At 45.1% G+C, this 17,431-nt stretch carries 19 protein-coding genes, 1 rRNA gene and 1 other annotated feature; all 20 genes read left to right on the forward strand.

What is annotated here, in order from left to right:
* Nucleotides 1–21: 21 nt before the first annotated feature.
* The 20 genes from rrf (at nucleotide 22) to nusG (ending at nucleotide 17,329) form a co-directional block, all read left to right on the forward strand.
* Nucleotides 22–137, forward strand: a 5S ribosomal RNA gene (gene rrf / locus ACWJJ5_RS18370).
* A 227-nt stretch (nucleotides 138–364) separates the two neighbouring features.
* Nucleotides 365–829 carry a transcriptional regulator CtsR gene (ctsR, locus tag ACWJJ5_RS18375; RefSeq protein ID WP_003156396.1) on the forward strand — a complete coding sequence of 155 codons (465 nt, stop codon included), beginning with the start codon at nucleotides 365–367 and terminating at the stop codon, nucleotides 827–829.
* A gap of 13 nt (nucleotides 830–842) precedes the next feature.
* Nucleotides 843–1,400 carry a UvrB/UvrC motif-containing protein gene (locus ACWJJ5_RS18380; RefSeq protein WP_003156397.1) on the forward strand — a complete coding sequence of 186 codons (558 nt, stop codon included), beginning with the start codon at nucleotides 843–845 and terminating at the stop codon, nucleotides 1,398–1,400.
* Nucleotides 1,400–2,491, forward strand: a complete 1,092-nt coding sequence (locus ACWJJ5_RS18385; RefSeq protein ID WP_003156398.1) for a protein arginine kinase — start codon at nucleotides 1,400–1,402, stop codon at nucleotides 2,489–2,491. Before ACWJJ5_RS18380 ends, ACWJJ5_RS18385 begins: the two co-directional genes overlap by 1 nt.
* Nucleotides 2,488–4,920 (forward strand): ATP-dependent protease ATP-binding subunit ClpC, encoded by a 2,433-nt coding sequence (gene clpC / locus ACWJJ5_RS18390; protein WP_007410388.1) that lies wholly within the window; start codon nucleotides 2,488–2,490, stop codon nucleotides 4,918–4,920. Before ACWJJ5_RS18385 ends, clpC begins: the two co-directional genes overlap by 4 nt.
* A 93-nt stretch (nucleotides 4,921–5,013) precedes the next feature.
* The gene (radA, locus tag ACWJJ5_RS18395) at nucleotides 5,014–6,393 is read left to right on the forward strand and encodes a DNA repair protein RadA (RefSeq protein ID WP_014416742.1); all 1,380 of its coding nucleotides are present in this window, start codon (nucleotides 5,014–5,016) and stop codon (nucleotides 6,391–6,393) included.
* Nucleotides 6,394–6,396: 3 nt separating this feature from the next.
* Nucleotides 6,397–7,479, forward strand: coding sequence for a DNA integrity scanning diadenylate cyclase DisA (gene disA, locus ACWJJ5_RS18400; protein WP_003156401.1), 1,083 nt, complete (start codon nucleotides 6,397–6,399; stop codon nucleotides 7,477–7,479).
* A 113-nt stretch (nucleotides 7,480–7,592) separates the two neighbouring features.
* The gene (locus tag ACWJJ5_RS18405; RefSeq protein ID WP_003156403.1) at nucleotides 7,593–8,693 is read left to right on the forward strand and encodes a PIN/TRAM domain-containing protein; all 1,101 of its coding nucleotides are present in this window, start codon (nucleotides 7,593–7,595) and stop codon (nucleotides 8,691–8,693) included.
* 12 nt (nucleotides 8,694–8,705) lie between these two features.
* Nucleotides 8,706–9,404 carry a 2-C-methyl-D-erythritol 4-phosphate cytidylyltransferase gene (gene ispD / locus ACWJJ5_RS18410; RefSeq protein WP_025650291.1) on the forward strand — a complete coding sequence of 233 codons (699 nt, stop codon included), beginning with the start codon at nucleotides 8,706–8,708 and terminating at the stop codon, nucleotides 9,402–9,404.
* Nucleotides 9,397–9,873, forward strand: a complete 477-nt coding sequence (ispF, locus tag ACWJJ5_RS18415; RefSeq protein ID WP_003156407.1) for a 2-C-methyl-D-erythritol 2,4-cyclodiphosphate synthase — start codon at nucleotides 9,397–9,399, stop codon at nucleotides 9,871–9,873. Before ispD ends, ispF begins: the two co-directional genes overlap by 8 nt.
* Nucleotides 9,874–9,964: 91 nt before the next feature.
* The gene (gltX, locus tag ACWJJ5_RS18420; RefSeq protein WP_015388783.1) at nucleotides 9,965–11,416 is read left to right on the forward strand and encodes a glutamate--tRNA ligase; all 1,452 of its coding nucleotides are present in this window, start codon (nucleotides 9,965–9,967) and stop codon (nucleotides 11,414–11,416) included.
* Between the two features lie 2 nt (nucleotides 11,417–11,418).
* Nucleotides 11,419–11,652 (forward strand) — a binding site (T-box leader).
* Between the two features lie 74 nt (nucleotides 11,653–11,726).
* Nucleotides 11,727–12,380, forward strand: coding sequence for a serine O-acetyltransferase (gene cysE, locus ACWJJ5_RS18425; RefSeq protein ID WP_003156410.1), 654 nt, complete (start codon nucleotides 11,727–11,729; stop codon nucleotides 12,378–12,380).
* Nucleotides 12,377–13,777: a cysteine--tRNA ligase gene (gene cysS / locus ACWJJ5_RS18430; protein ID WP_454022608.1), complete on the forward strand. Its 1,401-nt coding sequence runs from the start codon at nucleotides 12,377–12,379 to the stop codon at nucleotides 13,775–13,777. Before cysE ends, cysS begins: the two co-directional genes overlap by 4 nt.
* Before the next feature lie 4 nt (nucleotides 13,778–13,781).
* Entirely contained in the window at nucleotides 13,782–14,213 is a 432-nt protein-coding gene (locus ACWJJ5_RS18435) for a Mini-ribonuclease 3 (RefSeq protein ID WP_003156412.1), read from the forward strand.
* A complete protein-coding gene (rlmB, locus tag ACWJJ5_RS18440; RefSeq protein ID WP_003156413.1) occupies nucleotides 14,197–14,946 on the forward strand; it encodes a 23S rRNA (guanosine(2251)-2'-O)-methyltransferase RlmB in 750 nt (249 codons plus the stop codon). Before ACWJJ5_RS18435 ends, rlmB begins: the two co-directional genes overlap by 17 nt.
* A gap of 6 nt (nucleotides 14,947–14,952) precedes the next feature.
* Entirely contained in the window at nucleotides 14,953–15,465 is a 513-nt protein-coding gene (gene rae1 / locus ACWJJ5_RS18445) for a ribosome-dependent mRNA decay endonuclease Rae1/YacP (protein ID WP_003156414.1), read from the forward strand.
* Between the two features lie 62 nt (nucleotides 15,466–15,527).
* Complete coding sequence (gene sigH / locus ACWJJ5_RS18450; protein WP_003156415.1) at nucleotides 15,528–16,184, forward strand: RNA polymerase sporulation sigma factor SigH; 657 nt, start codon at nucleotides 15,528–15,530, stop codon at nucleotides 16,182–16,184.
* 85 nt (nucleotides 16,185–16,269) lie between these two features.
* A complete protein-coding gene (gene rpmG, locus ACWJJ5_RS18455; protein ID WP_003156421.1) occupies nucleotides 16,270–16,419 on the forward strand; it encodes a 50S ribosomal protein L33 in 150 nt (49 codons plus the stop codon).
* 32 nt (nucleotides 16,420–16,451) lie between these two features.
* Nucleotides 16,452–16,631 carry a preprotein translocase subunit SecE gene (gene secE, locus ACWJJ5_RS18460; RefSeq protein ID WP_003156422.1) on the forward strand — a complete coding sequence of 60 codons (180 nt, stop codon included), beginning with the start codon at nucleotides 16,452–16,454 and terminating at the stop codon, nucleotides 16,629–16,631.
* Nucleotides 16,632–16,795: 164 nt separating this feature from the next.
* Nucleotides 16,796–17,329, forward strand: a complete 534-nt coding sequence (nusG, locus tag ACWJJ5_RS18465; protein WP_003156423.1) for a transcription termination/antitermination protein NusG — start codon at nucleotides 16,796–16,798, stop codon at nucleotides 17,327–17,329.
* The last annotated feature ends 102 nt before the right edge of the window (nucleotides 17,330–17,431 follow it).

Below are 17,431 nucleotides of genomic sequence, written 5' to 3' on the forward strand. Positions count from 1 at the left end.
TTGAGAGAACACTCTCAATGGTTTGGTGGCGATAGCGAAGAGGTCACACCCGTTCCCATGCCGAACACGGAAGTTAAGCTCTTCAGCGCCGATGGTAGTCGGGGGTTTCCCCCTGTGAGAGTAGGACGCCGCCAAGCTATCATTTCGGTAAAGGCAGCTCATCATGAGCTGCCTTTTTTGTGTTTTTCTGCATACGTTATATAATATGAGAAACGTAACGATATGCCTTTTTGCAAAAGCAGGTTTTATGCTTGTGCAAAGTGGAAATAATAGAGATAGAGCGATACAGTTGAAAAATTTTGCGAAACACCTTATAGTAAGATTAAAGTCAAATATAGTCAAAGTCAATAAAGGAGGGGGTTGAGTGGGACATAATATTTCTGACATCATTGAACAGTACTTGAAACAAGTATTAGATCAAAATGGCAAAGAAATTTTAGAGATCAAACGCAGTGAAATCGCTGATAAATTTCAATGTGTTCCTTCCCAAATAAATTATGTCATCAACACCAGATTTACAAGTGAAAGAGGATATATTGTTGAAAGTAAACGGGGAGGCGGCGGTTATATTCGTATTATCAAAATTAAAATGAATAACGAAGTCGTCCTCATCAATAATATTATTTCGCAGATTCATACCCACTTGTCCCAGGCAGCCTCTGATGACATTATTCTCAGACTGTTAGAGGACGGAGTTATTTCGGAAAGAGAAGCTAAAATGATGGTGAGTGTAATGGATCGTTCAGTTCTATATATTGATTTGCCCGAACGGGATGAACTAAGAGCCAGAATGATGAAAGCAATGCTCACATCTTTAAAACTAAAGTAAGCGGGTGAAAAGATTGATTTGTCAAGAATGCAATGAGAGACCGGCCACTTTTCACTTTACGAAAGTTGTTAATGGAGAAAAGCAAGAAGTTCATATTTGTGAACAATGTGCAAAAGAAAATAGCGATTCATACAGTATAAGTGGAAACCAAGGGTTCTCGATTCATAATTTATTATCAGGGCTGCTGAATATGGAGTCCTCATTTCAAAACACCGGTTCTCAAATGTTCGGCTACTCAGAGCAAGGGACAGCTTGTAAGAAATGCGGTATGACGTTTCAGCAGCTGAGAAAAACAGGGCGTTTCGGCTGTGCGGAATGTTACGATACGTTCTACAGCCAAATTACGCCGATCTTGCGAAAAGTTCACAGCGGGAATACGGTGCATGCCGGGAAAATTCCAAAACGAATAGGCGGAAACCTGCATGTAAGACGGCAAATGGAAATGTTAAAAAAAGAACTTGAATCTTTAATACACCACGAGGAGTTTGAAAGAGCAGCGGAGGTCAGGGATCAGATCCGATCGTTAGAGCAGGAATTAAAAAGTACAGACAGTGAGGGGGAACAAGGGTAATGTCGCTCAAGCATTTTATTCAGGACGCACTAAGCAATTGGATGAAGCAAAAGGGACCTGAAAGTGACATTGTACTCAGCAGCCGTATACGGTTGGCCCGAAACTTTGAAAATATAAAGTTTCCCGCCCGGTATACGAATGAAGAAGCCTCATCCATCATTCAGCAATTCGAAGATCATTTTTCAGGTAAGGAACTGCCTGATATCGGTCAATTTCATTTAATCAGAATGAGTGAAGCTCAGCCTTTGGAAAAACGGGTGCTGATGGAGAAACATCTGATCAGCCCGAATTTAACGGAATCTCCTTTTGGCGGCTGTCTGCTTTCTGAAAATGAAGAAGTCAGCATTATGTTAAATGAAGAAGATCATATCAGAATTCAATGCCTCTTCCCCGGCTTCCAGCTTCTCAATGCCATAAAAGCGGCAAACCAGGTTGATGACTGGATTGAGGAGAAAGTGGATTACGCCTTTGGAGAGAAGAGAGGGTACTTAACAAGCTGTCCTACAAATGTAGGGACGGGACTAAGGGCTTCAGTCATGATGCATTTGCCGGGTCTTGTATTAACTAGGCAAATGAATCGAATTATACCGGCAATTAACCAATTAGGCTTAGTTGTTAGAGGAATTTACGGTGAAGGCAGCGAAGCATTAGGAAATATCTTTCAAATTTCAAATCAAATCACACTCGGAAAATCAGAACAGGACATTGTAGATGATTTAAACAGTGTGGCTGCCCAGCTGATTGAGCAGGAACGTTCAGCCCGAGAAGCGCTTTACCAAACTTCGAAAATTGAATTGGAGGACCGGGTATTCAGATCTTACGGCGTTTTATCCAACTGCCGTATGATTGAATCAAAGGAAACGGCGAAATGCCTTTCTGACGTTCGGCTGGGGATAGACCTGGGGATCATTAAAGGGCTATCAAGCAATATACTTAATGAACTGATGATTTTGACACAGCCGGGTTTTCTCCAGCAATATTCGGGCGGTGCATTACGGCCGAACGAAAGAGACGCGAGAAGAGCGGCTCTTATCAGGGAAAGGCTGCATTTAGAAATGAGTGCAAATAGACAGGAGGATGATTCGATATGATGTTTGGAAGGTTTACAGAGCGAGCTCAAAAGGTATTGGCACTGGCACAGGAAGAAGCACTGCGCTTAGGCCATAACAATATTGGAACTGAACATATCTTATTAGGTCTGGTTCGTGAAGGAGAAGGGATTGCGGCTAAAGCACTCCAAGCACTCGGGCTCGGTTCGGATAAAATTCAGAAAGAAGTGGAGAGCTTAATCGGACGGGGACAGGAAATGTCTCAAACGATTCATTATACGCCAAGAGCAAAAAAAGTCATTGAGCTCAGCATGGATGAAGCCAGAAAGCTAGGACATTCTTATGTGGGAACAGAACACATACTTCTCGGATTGATTCGTGAAGGAGAAGGCGTGGCGGCGAGGGTTCTGAATAATCTAGGTGTCAGCTTGAATAAAGCGAGACAGCAAGTGCTGCAGCTTCTGGGAAGCAATGAGACGGGATCTTCTGCATCCGGTACCAACAGCAATGCAAACACGCCGACGCTTGACAGTCTGGCGCGTGATTTAACTGCGATTGCGAAGGAAGACAGTCTTGATCCGGTTATCGGGCGAAGCAAAGAAATTCAGCGTGTTATTGAGGTATTAAGCCGCAGAACGAAAAATAATCCCGTTCTTATCGGAGAACCGGGTGTAGGTAAAACTGCGATTGCTGAAGGCCTTGCACAGCAGATCATCAATAATGAAGTGCCGGAAATATTACGTGATAAACGCGTAATGACATTAGACATGGGTACGGTTGTAGCCGGTACGAAATACCGCGGAGAATTTGAAGACCGCTTGAAAAAAGTAATGGATGAAATACGTCAGGCCGGCAATATTATTTTATTCATTGACGAACTGCATACACTGATCGGAGCAGGGGGAGCAGAAGGTGCGATTGACGCATCGAATATCTTAAAACCTTCACTGGCCCGCGGAGAGCTTCAATGCATCGGTGCCACAACGCTTGATGAATACCGTAAATATATCGAAAAAGACGCGGCTCTCGAGCGCCGTTTCCAGCCGATTCAGGTGGATCAGCCGTCAGCCGATGAAAGCATTCAAATTTTAAAAGGGCTCCGTGACCGGTATGAAGCCCATCACCGCGTATCCATTACCGATGAAGCGATCGAAGCGGCGGTTAAATTGTCCGACCGTTATATTTCTGACCGCTTCCTTCCGGATAAAGCGATCGATTTAATTGATGAAGCCGGTTCAAAAGTGCGTCTCCGTTCTTTCACAACGCCTCCGAACTTAAAAGAGCTTGAGCAGAAACTCGATGAAGTTCGCAAGGAAAAAGACGCTGCCGTTCAGAGCCAGGAGTTTGAAAAAGCGGCTTCTCTTCGTGATACGGAGCAGCGCCTGAGAGAACAGGTGGAAGACACGAAAAAAACGTGGAAAGAAAAACAAGGCCAGGAGAATTCCGAAGTTTCTGTAGAGGATATCGCGATGGTTGTATCCAGCTGGACCGGGGTGCCCGTATCTAAAATTGCCCAAACGGAAACAGATAAGCTTCTCAATATGGAAAGCATTCTGCATTCCCGCGTCATCGGCCAGGATGAAGCCGTTGTAGCCGTTGCAAAAGCTGTCAGACGTGCAAGAGCCGGACTGAAGGACCCGAAACGTCCGATTGGTTCATTCATCTTCTTAGGCCCTACAGGCGTTGGGAAGACAGAGCTGGCAAGAGCGCTGGCGGAATCCATTTTCGGTGATGAGGAAGCGATGATCAGAGTGGATATGTCCGAATACATGGAGAAACACTCGACTTCACGCCTTGTCGGTTCTCCTCCCGGATATGTCGGCTATGATGAAGGCGGCCAGCTGACAGAAAAAGTGAGAAGAAAACCTTACTCTGTCGTATTGCTTGATGAAATTGAAAAAGCGCACCCTGATGTGTTTAACATTCTCCTGCAAGTGCTTGAAGACGGACGCTTGACTGATTCAAAAGGACGCACTGTGGATTTCCGCAACACGATCCTGATTATGACGTCAAACGTCGGGGCGAGCGAGCTGAAGCGCAACAAATATGTGGGCTTCAATGTCCAGGATGAATCACAAAACCATAAAGATATGAAAGACAAAGTCATGGGAGAGCTGAAGCGTGCCTTCAGACCTGAGTTTATCAACCGGATTGACGAAATTATCGTCTTCCACTCCCTTGAGAAAAAACATCTTACAGACATCGTGTCGCTTATGTCTGATCAGTTAACAAAACGTCTGAAAGAACAAGATCTCTCTATCGAGCTGACGGATGCTGCAAAAGCAAAAGTAGCAGAAGAGGGCGTCGATTTGGAATACGGCGCACGTCCGTTAAGAAGAGCGATTCAAAAGCATGTGGAGGACCGGTTATCAGAAGAACTCCTCAGAGGCAATATTGATAAAGGCCAGCACATTGTTCTTGATGTTGAGGACGGCGAATTTGTCGTAAAAACAACTGCTAAAACGAACTAATATAGTGACAAACATGAGGCATACGTAAGCGAGTGTATGCCTCACTTTGTTATATAGAGAAATATTTGATAAGGAAGAGGTCTTACAACATATATGGCTAAATCAAAAACAAAATTCATCTGCCACTCATGCGGTTATGAATCCGCAAAATGGATGGGAAAGTGCCCGGGCTGCGGGGCTTGGAATACAATGGTGGAAGAAACCATAAAAAAAGCGCCGGCGAATCGGCGGGCGGCTTTCTCCCACTCCGTTCAAACCGTCCAGAAACCATCACCCATTACATCAATTGAAACATCAGAAGAACCCCGCGTTCACACAAAGCTCGAAGAATTCAACAGAGTGCTTGGCGGCGGCGTTGTGAAAGGCTCGTTAGTATTGATCGGCGGCGATCCCGGGATCGGAAAATCAACGCTCCTTCTCCAAGTATCCGCACAATTAGCAGATACGGCCGGCAGCGTGCTTTACATTTCAGGGGAGGAATCCGTGAAGCAAACGAAGCTGCGCGCCGACAGACTTGGAATCAACAGCCAAATGTTACATGTTTTATCTGAAACCGATATGGAGTATATTTCGTCTGCTATACAAGAGATGAAACCCGCATTTGTTGTCGTAGACTCCATTCAGACCGTTTACCAAAGTGATATCACCTCGGCTCCCGGCAGTGTATCACAAGTAAGAGAGTGTACGGCCGAATTGATGAAAATCGCGAAAACAAACGGCATACCTATTTTTATCGTCGGACACGTCACAAAAGAAGGATCGATCGCAGGGCCGAGATTGCTTGAGCACATGGTCGATACCGTTCTATACTTTGAAGGAGAGCGGCACCATACATTCCGTATTTTGCGGGCTGTAAAAAACCGGTTCGGCTCAACAAATGAAATGGGCATCTTTGAAATGCGGGAAGAGGGGCTTACGGAAGTGCTCAACCCTTCTGAAATTTTCTTGGAAGAGCGTTCTGCCGGGGCATCGGGTTCGAGTATCGTTGCATCAATGGAAGGAACGAGACCGATTCTGGTTGAAATCCAGGCGCTCATATCACCGACCAGTTTTGGAAACCCGCGCCGCATGGCTACAGGCATTGACCACAACAGGGTATCGTTAATTATGGCTGTGCTTGAGAAGCGGGTGGGTCTTTTGCTTCAAAATCAAGATGCATATTTAAAAGTCGCCGGCGGGGTCAAACTGGATGAACCGGCGATTGATTTGGCAGTAGCCGTCAGCATTGCCTCAAGCTTCAGAGATACACCGCCGAATCCCGCAGATTGCTTTATCGGTGAAGTGGGACTGACAGGAGAAGTCCGCAGGGTGTCAAGAATCGAACAGCGCGTAAAAGAAGCGGCGAAACTCGGCTTCAAGCGCATGATCATACCTGAGGCGAATGCAGACGGGTGGACAATACCAAAAGGGATTGAGGTTGTCGGAGTAGCAAATGTTGCTGAAGCGCTTCGTACTTCATTAGGAGGATCATAATAGATGGAAAAAGAGAAAAAAGGGGCGAAACAAGAGCTTGACCTGTCTGCAATTCTGCAGTTCGTTGCACCGGGCACCCCGCTCAGAGCCGGGATAGAGAATGTACTTCGGGCAAATACAGGCGGCCTGATTGTTGTCGGATACAATGATAAGGTAAAGCAAGTCGTGGATGGCGGTTTTCATATTAATACATCATTTGCGCCCGCTCACTTATACGAGCTGGCCAAAATGGACGGTGCCATTATTTTAAGTGATTCCGGCCAGAAAATTCTTTATGCGAATACGCAGCTTATGCCGGAGGCGACCATTTCTTCTTCAGAAACGGGAATGAGGCACCGTACGGCGGAACGGGTGGCGAAGCAGACCGGCTGTCTCGTCATCGCCATTTCTGAGCGCAGAAATGTCATTACGTTATATCAGGACAGCATGAAGTACACACTAAAGGACATAGGTTTTATTTTAACAAAGGCAAATCAGGCCATTCAAACGCTAGAGAAGTATAAAACCATTTTAGACAAAACGATTACGGCTTTAAACGCATTAGAGTTTGAGGAGCTTGTGACATTCAGTGACGTGCTGTCTGTCATGCATCGGTATGAAATGGTGCTTCGAATAAAAAATGAAATCAATATGTATATTAAAGAACTCGGAACGGAAGGACACTTAATCCGTCTGCAGGTGATTGAACTGATTACGGACATGGAAGAAGAGGCGGCACTTTTCATCAAAGACTATGTCAAAGAAAAAATCAAAGATCCGTTCGTGCTGTTAAAAGAGCTTCAGGATATGTCCAGCTATGATCTGCTTGATGATTCCATTCTGTTTAAACTGCTTGGATATCCGGCTTCTACGAATCTTGATGATTATGTGCTCCCGAGAGGATACAGGCTGCTGAACAAAATTCCGCGTCTGCCGATGCCGATTGTTGAAAATGTGGTTGAGGCGTTCGGATTTTTGCCAAGCATAACGGAAGCCACTGTAGAAGAGCTTGATGATGTCGAGGGTATCGGCGAAGTGCGCGCCCAAAAAATCAAAAAAGGCTTAAAACGCCTTCAGGAAAAACACTATATAGATAGACAGCTTTAAGTATCGCTTAAACCTGTCGGAATCCGGGTATATTATTGTTAGTTTTTGTTTATTCTGAATTTGTAGGCTCTGACAGTCTGCTGAAAAAATGCTACTTAAAAGGAGGTGGAGGTATGTTAAAACGAATAGTTCAGGCGTTCTTCATTATTGTGGGCGGCGTTGTCGGTATCTTTTTAATACCTGAATTGTTTGTGCTGTCAAATATACAGGACATACCTTTAATAACAAACGCATATACGTCTGCTGCAATTGGTGCTATTATCTTTTTTCTCATCAGTATATGGACGACAGAATATGTGATTAATTGGGTAAAATGGATTGAAGATTCTTTGCTGAGAGCTCCGGTGCCGGATCTGTTATTCGGGAGTCTCGGATTGGTTTTTGGACTTATCATCGCATATCTCATTGTAAACGTGATTCCGCTGGACAATATTCCGTACCGTATATTCAGCACCATCATTCCGGTCTTTCTGGCTTTCTTTCTCGGTTATCTGGGCTTCCAAGTCGGATTTAAGAAAAAGGATGAACTGATCAGTCTTTTCTCCATTTCTGCAAGAATGCAGAAGAAAAAGGGAAGTGCTGATGAGGAGCAGGAAGAACAGGATAAAAGGCTGAAAATCTTGGATACAAGTGTTATTATTGATGGGAGAATTGCAGATATTTGTCAGACGGGCTTTTTAGAAGGCGTCATTGTCATTCCTCAATTTGTGCTGGAGGAATTACAGCATATCGCTGATTCTTCAGATGTTTTAAAACGTAACAGAGGACGCCGCGGACTGGATATCTTGAATCGCATTCAAAAGGAACTGGATATTACGGTTGAAATTTATGAAGGCGACTTCGAAGACATTCAGGAGGTTGACAGCAAGCTTGTCAAACTTGCGAAGCTGACTTCCGGCGTCGTTGTGACGAATGATTTTAATTTAAATAAAGTATGCGAGCTTCAAAAGGTTGCAGTACTGAATATTAATGACCTTGCAAACGCGGTGAAGCCGGTTGTGCTTCCGGGCGAAGAGATGAATGTGCAGGTGATTAAGGACGGGAAAGAGCATAATCAAGGTGTGGCTTACTTGGATGACGGCACGATGATTGTTGTGGAAGAAGGCCGCAATTATATAGGGAAACATATTGATGTGCTCGTAACCAGCGTACTGCAGACAGCGGCGGGACGAATGATTTTTGCCAAGCCCAAGCTGCTTGAGAAAGCTCTTTAAGAGGGAGTTCATATGGAGTATGTTGTCGTTATTCCGGCTGCCGGACAAGGAAAAAGGATGAAGGCCGGGAAAAATAAGCTGTTCATCAGCTTAAAAGGTGCGCCTGTTATTATGCACACACTGCGGGTTTTTGAAAGCCACGCACCCTGTCAGAAAATAATCCTGGTGATAAACGAGAGTGAACGGGAAGATTTTCGCCAGCTGCTGGCCCAATGTCCGATTCAGACGGAAATTGAGCTTGTTACCGGAGGTGCGGAGCGTCAGCACAGTGTATACGAAGGACTGAAAGTGATTGATAAGGAATCGGTCGTCCTTGTTCATGACGGAGCGCGCCCGTTTGTCACACATCAGCATATCGATAAGCTCGTTGAAACAGCAGAGGAGGCGGGAGCGGCTGTCCTGGCTGTTCCTGTGAAAGACACGATAAAACGGGCGGAAGGCTCCCGGGCTGCGGAGACCTTTGACCGTTCAAGCTTGTGGGCCGTTCAAACGCCGCAAGCTTTTCGTCTTTCTTTATTGAAGACGGCGCATATGGAAGCGGAAAACAAAGGCTTCTTAGGTACGGATGACGCCAGCCTCGTCGAGCGTCTTGATGGATATCAGGTGAGTATCGTTGAAGGCAGCTATACCAATATTAAGCTGACAACGCCGGATGACCTGATATTTGCGGAAGCAATCATGAAAGCGGAAAGTGGGAATCATAATGTTTAGAATCGGACAAGGATTTGATGTGCATCAATTAACGGAAGGCCGTCCGCTCATCATCGGCGGAATTGAAATTCCTTATGAAAAGGGGCTGCTCGGACATTCAGATGCTGATGTATTGCTGCATACAGTCGCAGACGCGTGTCTCGGAGCGGCAGGTGAAGGAGATATCGGCAAACATTTCCCGGATACTGATCCGGAATTCAAAGATGCGGATTCTTTTAAGCTGCTTCAGCATGTCTGGAACATTGTAAAAGAAAAAGGGTACGTACTCGGAAATATAGACTGCACGATTATTGCGCAAAAGCCGAAAATGGCGCCGCATATTGATGCTATGAGAAAACGGATAGCTGAAGGCCTTGAGGCGGACGTCTCTCAAGTAAACGTAAAAGCGACGACGACCGAAAAGCTCGGGTTTACCGGAAGAGCCGAAGGAATTGCCGCTCAGGCAACCGTTCTGATCCAAAAAGCCTGATCATTGTTTTGATGCCGGGTCTATTTGGTGGTAGAATAGATACATATATTCGGCTAGAGGCTACAGACGAGATGAAAGGAAGTATTTGAACATGGGAAATGAAGTACGCGTTCGTTATGCACCGAGTCCGACCGGACATTTGCATATCGGTAACGCCAGAACGGCGCTTTTTAACTATTTATTTGCCCGCAGCCAAGGCGGAAAGTTTATTATCCGGATTGAGGATACGGACAAAAAGCGAAATATTGAAGGCGGAGAGCAAAGCCAGCTCAACTATTTGAAATGGCTCGGCATGGACTGGGATGAAAGTGTGGATGTCGGCGGAGAATACGGCCCGTACCGCCAGTCTGAGCGTAACGACATTTACAAAGAGTACTATGAAGAGCTTCTTGAAAAAGGGCTTGCTTATAAATGTTTCTGTACGGAAGAAGAACTTGAGAAAGAACGTGAAGAGCAAATCGCCCGCGGGGAAATGCCGCGCTATTCCGGCAAACACAGAAACCTGACTCAGGAAGAGCAGGAGCAGTTTTTAGCCGAAGGCAGACAGCCGAGCATCCGTTTCCGCGTGCCGGAAGGGAAAATCATCGCATTTAACGATATCGTAAAAGGCGAGATTTCTTTTGAATCAGACGGCATCGGCGACTTTGTCATCGTCAAAAAAGACGGAACACCGACGTATAACTTTGCTGTCGCGATTGACGATTACTTAATGAAAATGACGCACGTGCTCCGCGGTGAGGATCACATTTCAAATACACCGAAACAGATCATGATTTTCCAGGCATTCGGCTGGGATATTCCTGTCTTCGGACATATGACGCTTATCGTAAACGAAAGCCGCAAAAAATTAAGTAAACGTGATGAATCAATTATCCAGTTTATTGAGCAGTATGATGAGCTGGGTTACCTGCCTGAAGCGCTGTTTAACTTTATCGGACTTCTCGGCTGGTCTCCCGTCGGTGAAGAAGAGCTTTTCACAAGAGAACAATTCATTGAAATTTTTGATGTAAATCGTTTGTCTAAGTCACCGGCTCTGTTTGATATGCATAAACTGAAATGGGTCAACAACCAATACGTCAAAGCGCTGGATCTTGATCAAGTGGTTGAGCTGACTCTGCCGCACCTGCAAAAAGCAGGAAAAGTCGGCACTGAGCTTTCTGCCGAGGAGCAGGAATGGGTTCGTAAATTAATCTCTCTTTACCATGAGCAATTGAGCTACGGCGCTGAAATTGTCGAGCTGACTGATTTGTTCTTTAAAGATGAGATCGAGTATAATCAAGAGGCAAAAGCCGTTCTGGAAGAAGAACAGGTGCCTGAAGTGCTCAGCGTATTTGCTGCGAAGCTTGAAGAGCTTGAAGAATTTACGCCTGAGCTGATCAAAGCCTCAATCAAAGCTGTTCAGAAAGAAACAGGCCATAAAGGCAAAAAGCTGTTCATGCCGATTCGTGTAGCGGTTACCGGTCAGACACACGGTCCGGAGCTTCCGCAGGCCATTGAGCTGATCGGCAGAGAAACAGCCGTCAGACGCCTGAAAAGCATTTAAATATACGATTGTTGACAGGGAAGAGTATAAAACAATGACCATTACAGAAAGAATCTTCGTCGGCTGAGAGAGATTCATGCGTCATGTTTTAGAAGTGCGCCCTTAAGACCTTTGAAGAACATTTCTGCGGAAATCAGTATTTAAAGGCGGCCGCCGCCGTTACCGGCTTTTAAGTTGGGAAAACAGTGACTTGTTTTTCAAACAGAGTGGAACCGCGCGGTAAAAGCGTCTCTGTCATGTTTACATGCAGAGGCGCTTTTTTTATAGGCGGAAAAACAGACTGGAGCGGGGAGAGAATGGGGGGAAGCATGTGTTTTTTAAAATGCTAAAAGAAGACATAGATACAGTGTTCGATCAAGATCCGGCAGCAAGAAGCTATTTCGAAGTTGTTTTAACTTATTCTGGTTTACATGCTATATGGGCGCATCGGATTGCACATGCTTTATATAAACGGAGATTTTTCTTCCTGGCGCGCCTGATATCACAGATTGCCCGTTTCTTTACCGGAATTGAAATCCATCCCGGCGCGACCATCGGGAGAAGGTTTTTCATTGATCACGGTATGGGGGTCGTCATAGGGGAAACATGTGAAATCGGCAATAACGTGACGGTATTCCAAGGTGTCACTCTTGGTGGGACGGGAAAAGAAAAGGGAAAGCGGCATCCGACCATAAAAGATGATGCTTTAATTGCAACCGGAGCGAAGGTGCTCGGCTCTATTACGGTCGGGCAGGGTTCTAAAGTAGGGGCCGGCTCCGTTGTGCTTCGTGATGTTCCCGACTTTTCGACCGTTGTCGGCATACCGGGGAAAGTCGTCATTCAGAACGGAAGAAAAATCAAACGCGATCTCAATCACCAAGACTTGCCCGATCCGGTTGCTGACCGGTTTAGAGCATTGGAGCAGCAGATTTTTGAACTGCAGGCTGAACTGGAAGATAAAAAAGAAAGGATCAACCAAAAATGACCATTACACTTTATAATACATTGACACGGAAAAAGGAAACATTCGTTCCTCTTGAGGAAGGCAAAGTAAAAATGTACGTGTGCGGACCGACTGTATACAACTATATTCATATCGGAAACGCCCGTCCGGCGATTGTGTATGATACCGTACGCAACTATTTGGAGTATAAAGGATACGATGTTCAATACGTATCGAATTTCACCGATGTTGACGACAAACTGATTAAGGCGGCCAACGAGCTCGGCGAGGACGTCCCGACCGTTTCTGAACGGTTCATTAAAGCGTATTTTGAAGACGTGGGCGCCCTCGGATGCCGGAAAGCGGATCTTCACCCCCGGGTCATGGAAAACATGGACGCCATTATTGAATTTGTCAGCGAGCTGATTAAAAAAGGCTACGCTTATGAATCAGAAGGCGACGTCTATTTCAAAACAAGGGCCTTCGAAGGCTACGGCAAGCTATCTCAGCAATCAATTGATGAACTCAGATCAGGCGCGCGTATCCGTGTCGGCGAGAAGAAAGAGGATGCGCTGGACTTTGCGCTTTGGAAAGCTGCTAAAGACGGAGAAATTTCTTGGGATAGCCCTTGGGGAAAAGGCCGCCCGGGCTGGCATATTGAATGCTCCGCAATGGTGAAAAAGTATTTGGGTGACGAAATCGATATTCATGCCGGCGGTCAGGACCTGACATTCCCGCACCATGAAAACGAAATCGCGCAATCTGAAGCATTAACAGGCAAGACATTCGCAAAATACTGGCTTCATAACGGATATATCAATATCGATAATGAGAAAATGTCAAAATCGCTCGGCAACTTTGTTTTGGTGCACGATATCATTAAGCAATATGACCCGCAGCTTTTGAGATTTTTCATGCTGTCCGTTCATTACCGCCACCCGATCAACTATTCGGAAGAGCTGCTTGAGAAAACAAAAAACGCGTTTAACCGCCTGAAGACGGCATACAGTAATTTAAACCATCGTTTGATTAGCAGCACGAATCTGACTGACAATGATGAGGAATGGCTCGCTAAAATCGAAGAGCACCGCACTGCGTTTGAAAAAGCAATGGATGATGATTTTAATACGGCGAATGCGATTTCCGTTTGGTTTGATCTGGCGAAGCTCGCCAATTACTACATGCAGGAAGACAATACGGCGGATCACGTGATTAAAGCCTTTATCAGCATGTTTGACAGAATCGGATCTGTTCTCGGACTTACGCTCGGCGAAGAAGAGCTTGTCGACGAAGAGATTGAAGAGTTGATTGAGAAGAGAAATGAAGCCCGCCGCAATCGCGATTTTGCTTTGTCAGACCAGATTCGCGATCAGCTGAAAAGCATGAATATCATTCTTGAAGATACGGCCCAGGGAACTCGCTGGAAGCGGGGAGAATAAGCGGATGCTTCAATTTGAACAAATCAAAGATTCAAAGCAGTTAAACGGTCTTGCGCTCGCTTATATGGGTGATGCCATTTTTGAAATATACGTCCGGCATCACCTGCTTAAGCAGGGCTTTACGAAACCGAATGACCTTCATAAGAAGGCGAGCCGGATTGTATCGGCAAAATCACAGGCAGACATATTGTTCCGCCTTCAGGACGAATCCTTTTTCACGGAGGAAGAGGAAGCCGTGCTGAGAAGAGGCAGAAACGCGAAATCAGGGACGACGCCTAAAAACACAGATGTACAGACGTACCGCCATAGTACAGCTTTTGAGGCTTTACTCGGATACCTTTTTCTTGAGAAAAGAGAAGAAAGACTGAATCAGCTGATTGCTGAGGCTATACAAGTCGGGACGTCAGGGAGGAAAACAAATGAGTCAGCAACATGATTACGTCATAGGAAAAAACGCTGTGATTGAGACGTTAAAGTCAGATCGCAAGCTGTATAAGTTATGGATGGCGGAAAACACAGTAAAAGGACAGGCGCAGCAAGTTATGGAGCTTGCTAAAAAGCGCGGCGTCACCATTCAATTTGTACCGAGGAAAAAACTTGATCAGATGGTGGAGGGGCAGCATCAGGGTGTTGTCGCCCAGGTGGCGGCATATGAATATGCACAATTAGACGAATTATATAAAAGAGCGGAAGAGAGAAACGAACAGCCTTTCTTTCTCATATTGGACGAGCTGGAAGACCCTCATAATCTCGGTTCCATCATGAGAACGGCTGACGCTGTCGGTGCACACGGCATTGTGATTCCGAAACGCAGAGCGGTCGGACTGACGTCGACGGTCGCAAAAGCTTCGACCGGTGCGATTGAACACATCCCCGTCGTGAAGGTGACCAACCTTGCCCGGACACTTGATGAAATGAAGGAGCGGGGGATTTGGGTCGTCGGAACGGATGCATCCGCCCGGGAAGACTACCGCTCTATGGACGGCAAGATGCCTTTGGCGCTCGTTATCGGAAGCGAAGGCAGAGGAATGGGCCGGCTTGTGAAAGAGAAATGTGATTTTCTCATTAAACTTCCGATGGCCGGAAAAGTCACGTCTCTGAATGCGTCGGTAGCGGCCGGCCTTCTCATGTATGAAGTCTACCGGAAGCGCAATCCTTTAGGGGAATGAAGACAGATGGACATCCTGTTAGTAGACGGATACAACATGATTGGAGCTTGGCCGCAGCTAAAGGATTTAAAAGCGAACAGTTTTGAAGAAGCGAGAGATGTACTGATCCAGAAGATGGCGGAGTATCAGTCCTACACGGGAATCAGAGTCATTGTGGTGTTTGACGCACATCTGGTAAAAGGCATAGAGAAAAAACAAACGAATCACAGAGTCGAAGTGATTTTTACACGGGAGAATGAGACGGCGGATGAGCGGATCGAGAAGCTTGCCCAGGCACTGAATAATATTGCGACACAGATTCATGTCGCAACCTCCGATTATACGGAGCAGTGGGCGATTTTCGGACAAGGGGCTCTCCGCAAATCCGCCCGGGAGCTTCTGAGGGAAGTGGATACGATAGAACGGCGGATTCAAAGGCGGGTTTCAAAGATCACTTCTGAAAAACCACCGGGGAAAATCGAGCTGTCCGAAGAGGTTTTGAAAACGTTTGAAAAGTGGCGCCGAGGCGGTCTGGATTAGGTTGACGCTTTTTCGCCCATTAATGTATAATATTTCTATCTACGTGCGCCGGGGGGATCGCAGTGAATCTACAGAACAGCAAGGGAAAGTTCAACAAAGTGCAATTTTGCCAGTTGGAGGACGAGCAGGTCATTGAAAAGGTTCATGTTGGGGACAGTGATGCGTTAGATTACTTGATTACGAAGTACCGTAATTTTGTACGGGCGAAAGCAAGGTCTTATTTTTTAATAGGGGCCGACAGAGAAGATATTGTACAGGAAGGGATGATAGGCTTATATAAGTCTATCCGAGACTTTAGAGAGGACAAGCTTACTTCATTTAAAGCTTTTGCAGAATTATGCATTACCCGCCAGATTATTACCGCAATAAAGACAGCTACCCGTCAGAAACACATTCCTTTAAATTCCTATGTTTCTTTAGACAAACCTATTTTTGATGAAGAATCTGACAGAACACTGCTTGATGTCATTTCAGGCGCTAAAACGTTAAATCCTGAAGAGATGATTATTAATCAGGAAGAATTTGATGACATCGAAATGAAAATGGGAGAACTGCTGAGCGATCTGGAGAGAAAGGTGCTTGTTCTGTACTTGGACGGAAGAAGTTACCAGGAAATTTCAGATGACTTAAACCGACACGTAAAATCAATCGATAATGCCCTGCAGCGCGTGAAGCGCAAGCTTGAAAAGTATTTGGAAATAAGAGAAATCAGTCTGTAGCAGGTTTCTGTGTCATATTGACAGAATTTTTCTGACTGTGCTATTTTATTAAGATAAATGATTGTTTAGGAAAAGGTGTAACGACATGAGAAAAAAGATTACGCTGGCATGCAAAACATGCGGAAATCGTAATTATACGACAATGAAAAGCTCTGCATCAGCGGCTGAGCGGTTAGAAGTTAAGAAGTACTGCAGCACTTGCAATTCACATACAGCTCATTTAGAAACAAAATAGTGTTCGCTTTTTAAATTGTGGAGGTCTTTTACATGCGCATGATGAGTTTCTTTAAAGATGTTGGGAAAGAAATGAAAAAGGTTAGCTGGCCTAAAGGCAAAGAGTTAACGCGCTATACGATCACGGTGATTTCAACGGTTATCTTTTTTGTTATCTTTTTTGCCCTCCTTGATACAGGAATTTCTCAATTAATTCGTTTAATAGTTGAATAATGATCAGCAATACGTGCTATAATAGATCATAATATCGTTTGCCAAAACCCGTTCAGCGGGTTTTTTATTGTGTTGAAAAAAGGATTCATAGGCTCTGAGCCTATTTTTTGTTTTACACTTCATTTTTAAATGCGGGGAGGGAAGGACTGCAGAGTCCTGATAGAATGGAAAAGAATTGGTATGTTGTTCATACGTATTCCGGTTATGAAAACAAAGTAAAAGCGAACCTTGAAAAACGTGTGGAATCAATGGGAATGCAGGATAAAATTTTCCGCGTTGTCGTCCCTGAAGAGGAAGAGACTGATATTAAGAACGGCAAGAAAAAAGTAGTCAAAAAGAAAGTGTTCCCGGGTTATGTGCTTGTTGAAATCGTCATGACTGATGATTCCTGGTATGTGGTCCGCAACACGCCGGGCGTTACCGGATTCGTCGGATCAGCCGGTTCAGGCTCAAAGCCGACTCCGCTTCTTCCTGGCGAAGCGGAAACCATCTTAAAACGCATGGGCATGGATGAGCGGAAAACCGACATTGATTTTGAATTGAATGAGACAGTCAAAGTCATAGACGGACCTTTCGCCAACTTTACAGGATCAATTGAAGAGATTGATTATGATAAGAGCAAAGTGAAAGTATTCGTTAACATGTTCGGCCGTGAAACGCCGGTTGAGCTGGAATTTACCCAGATCGACAAATTGTAATGTGAAAAAACTTGAAATTGCTATATATTAATGATAATATAGCAAAGGTACGTCTTGGACTAATCCAAGGCAGCTAGCTTGATATTTCGTCATTCATATAAA

Source organism: Bacillus sp. JK74, assembly GCF_053663395.1.

Excerpts from the sequence above, each read along its gene's own strand:
- secE (WP_003156422.1), top strand. The coding sequence starts at position 16,452 with ATGCGCATGATGAGTTTCTTTAAAGATGTTGGGAAAGAAATGAAAAAG.
- cysS (WP_454022608.1), top strand. The coding sequence starts at position 12,377 with ATGACCATTACACTTTATAATACATTGACACGGAAAAAGGAAACATTC.
- ACWJJ5_RS18385 (WP_003156398.1), top strand. The coding sequence starts at position 1,400 with ATGTCGCTCAAGCATTTTATTCAGGACGCACTAAGCAATTGGATGAAG.
- ispD (WP_025650291.1), top strand. The coding sequence starts at position 8,706 with ATGGAGTATGTTGTCGTTATTCCGGCTGCCGGACAAGGAAAAAGGATG.
- clpC (WP_007410388.1), top strand. The coding sequence starts at position 2,488 with ATGATGTTTGGAAGGTTTACAGAGCGAGCTCAAAAGGTATTGGCACTG.
- radA (WP_014416742.1), top strand. The coding sequence starts at position 5,014 with ATGGCTAAATCAAAAACAAAATTCATCTGCCACTCATGCGGTTATGAA.
- rlmB (WP_003156413.1), top strand. The coding sequence starts at position 14,197 with ATGAGTCAGCAACATGATTACGTCATAGGAAAAAACGCTGTGATTGAG.
- ACWJJ5_RS18435 (WP_003156412.1), top strand. The coding sequence starts at position 13,782 with ATGCTTCAATTTGAACAAATCAAAGATTCAAAGCAGTTAAACGGTCTT.
- disA (WP_003156401.1), top strand. The coding sequence starts at position 6,397 with ATGGAAAAAGAGAAAAAAGGGGCGAAACAAGAGCTTGACCTGTCTGCA.
- ACWJJ5_RS18405 (WP_003156403.1), top strand. The coding sequence starts at position 7,593 with ATGTTAAAACGAATAGTTCAGGCGTTCTTCATTATTGTGGGCGGCGTT.
- rpmG (WP_003156421.1), top strand. The coding sequence starts at position 16,270 with ATGAGAAAAAAGATTACGCTGGCATGCAAAACATGCGGAAATCGTAAT.
- rae1 (WP_003156414.1), top strand. The coding sequence starts at position 14,953 with ATGGACATCCTGTTAGTAGACGGATACAACATGATTGGAGCTTGGCCG.
- nusG (WP_003156423.1), top strand. The coding sequence starts at position 16,796 with ATGGAAAAGAATTGGTATGTTGTTCATACGTATTCCGGTTATGAAAAC.
- ispF (WP_003156407.1), top strand. The coding sequence starts at position 9,397 with ATGTTTAGAATCGGACAAGGATTTGATGTGCATCAATTAACGGAAGGC.
- gltX (WP_015388783.1), top strand. The coding sequence starts at position 9,965 with ATGGGAAATGAAGTACGCGTTCGTTATGCACCGAGTCCGACCGGACAT.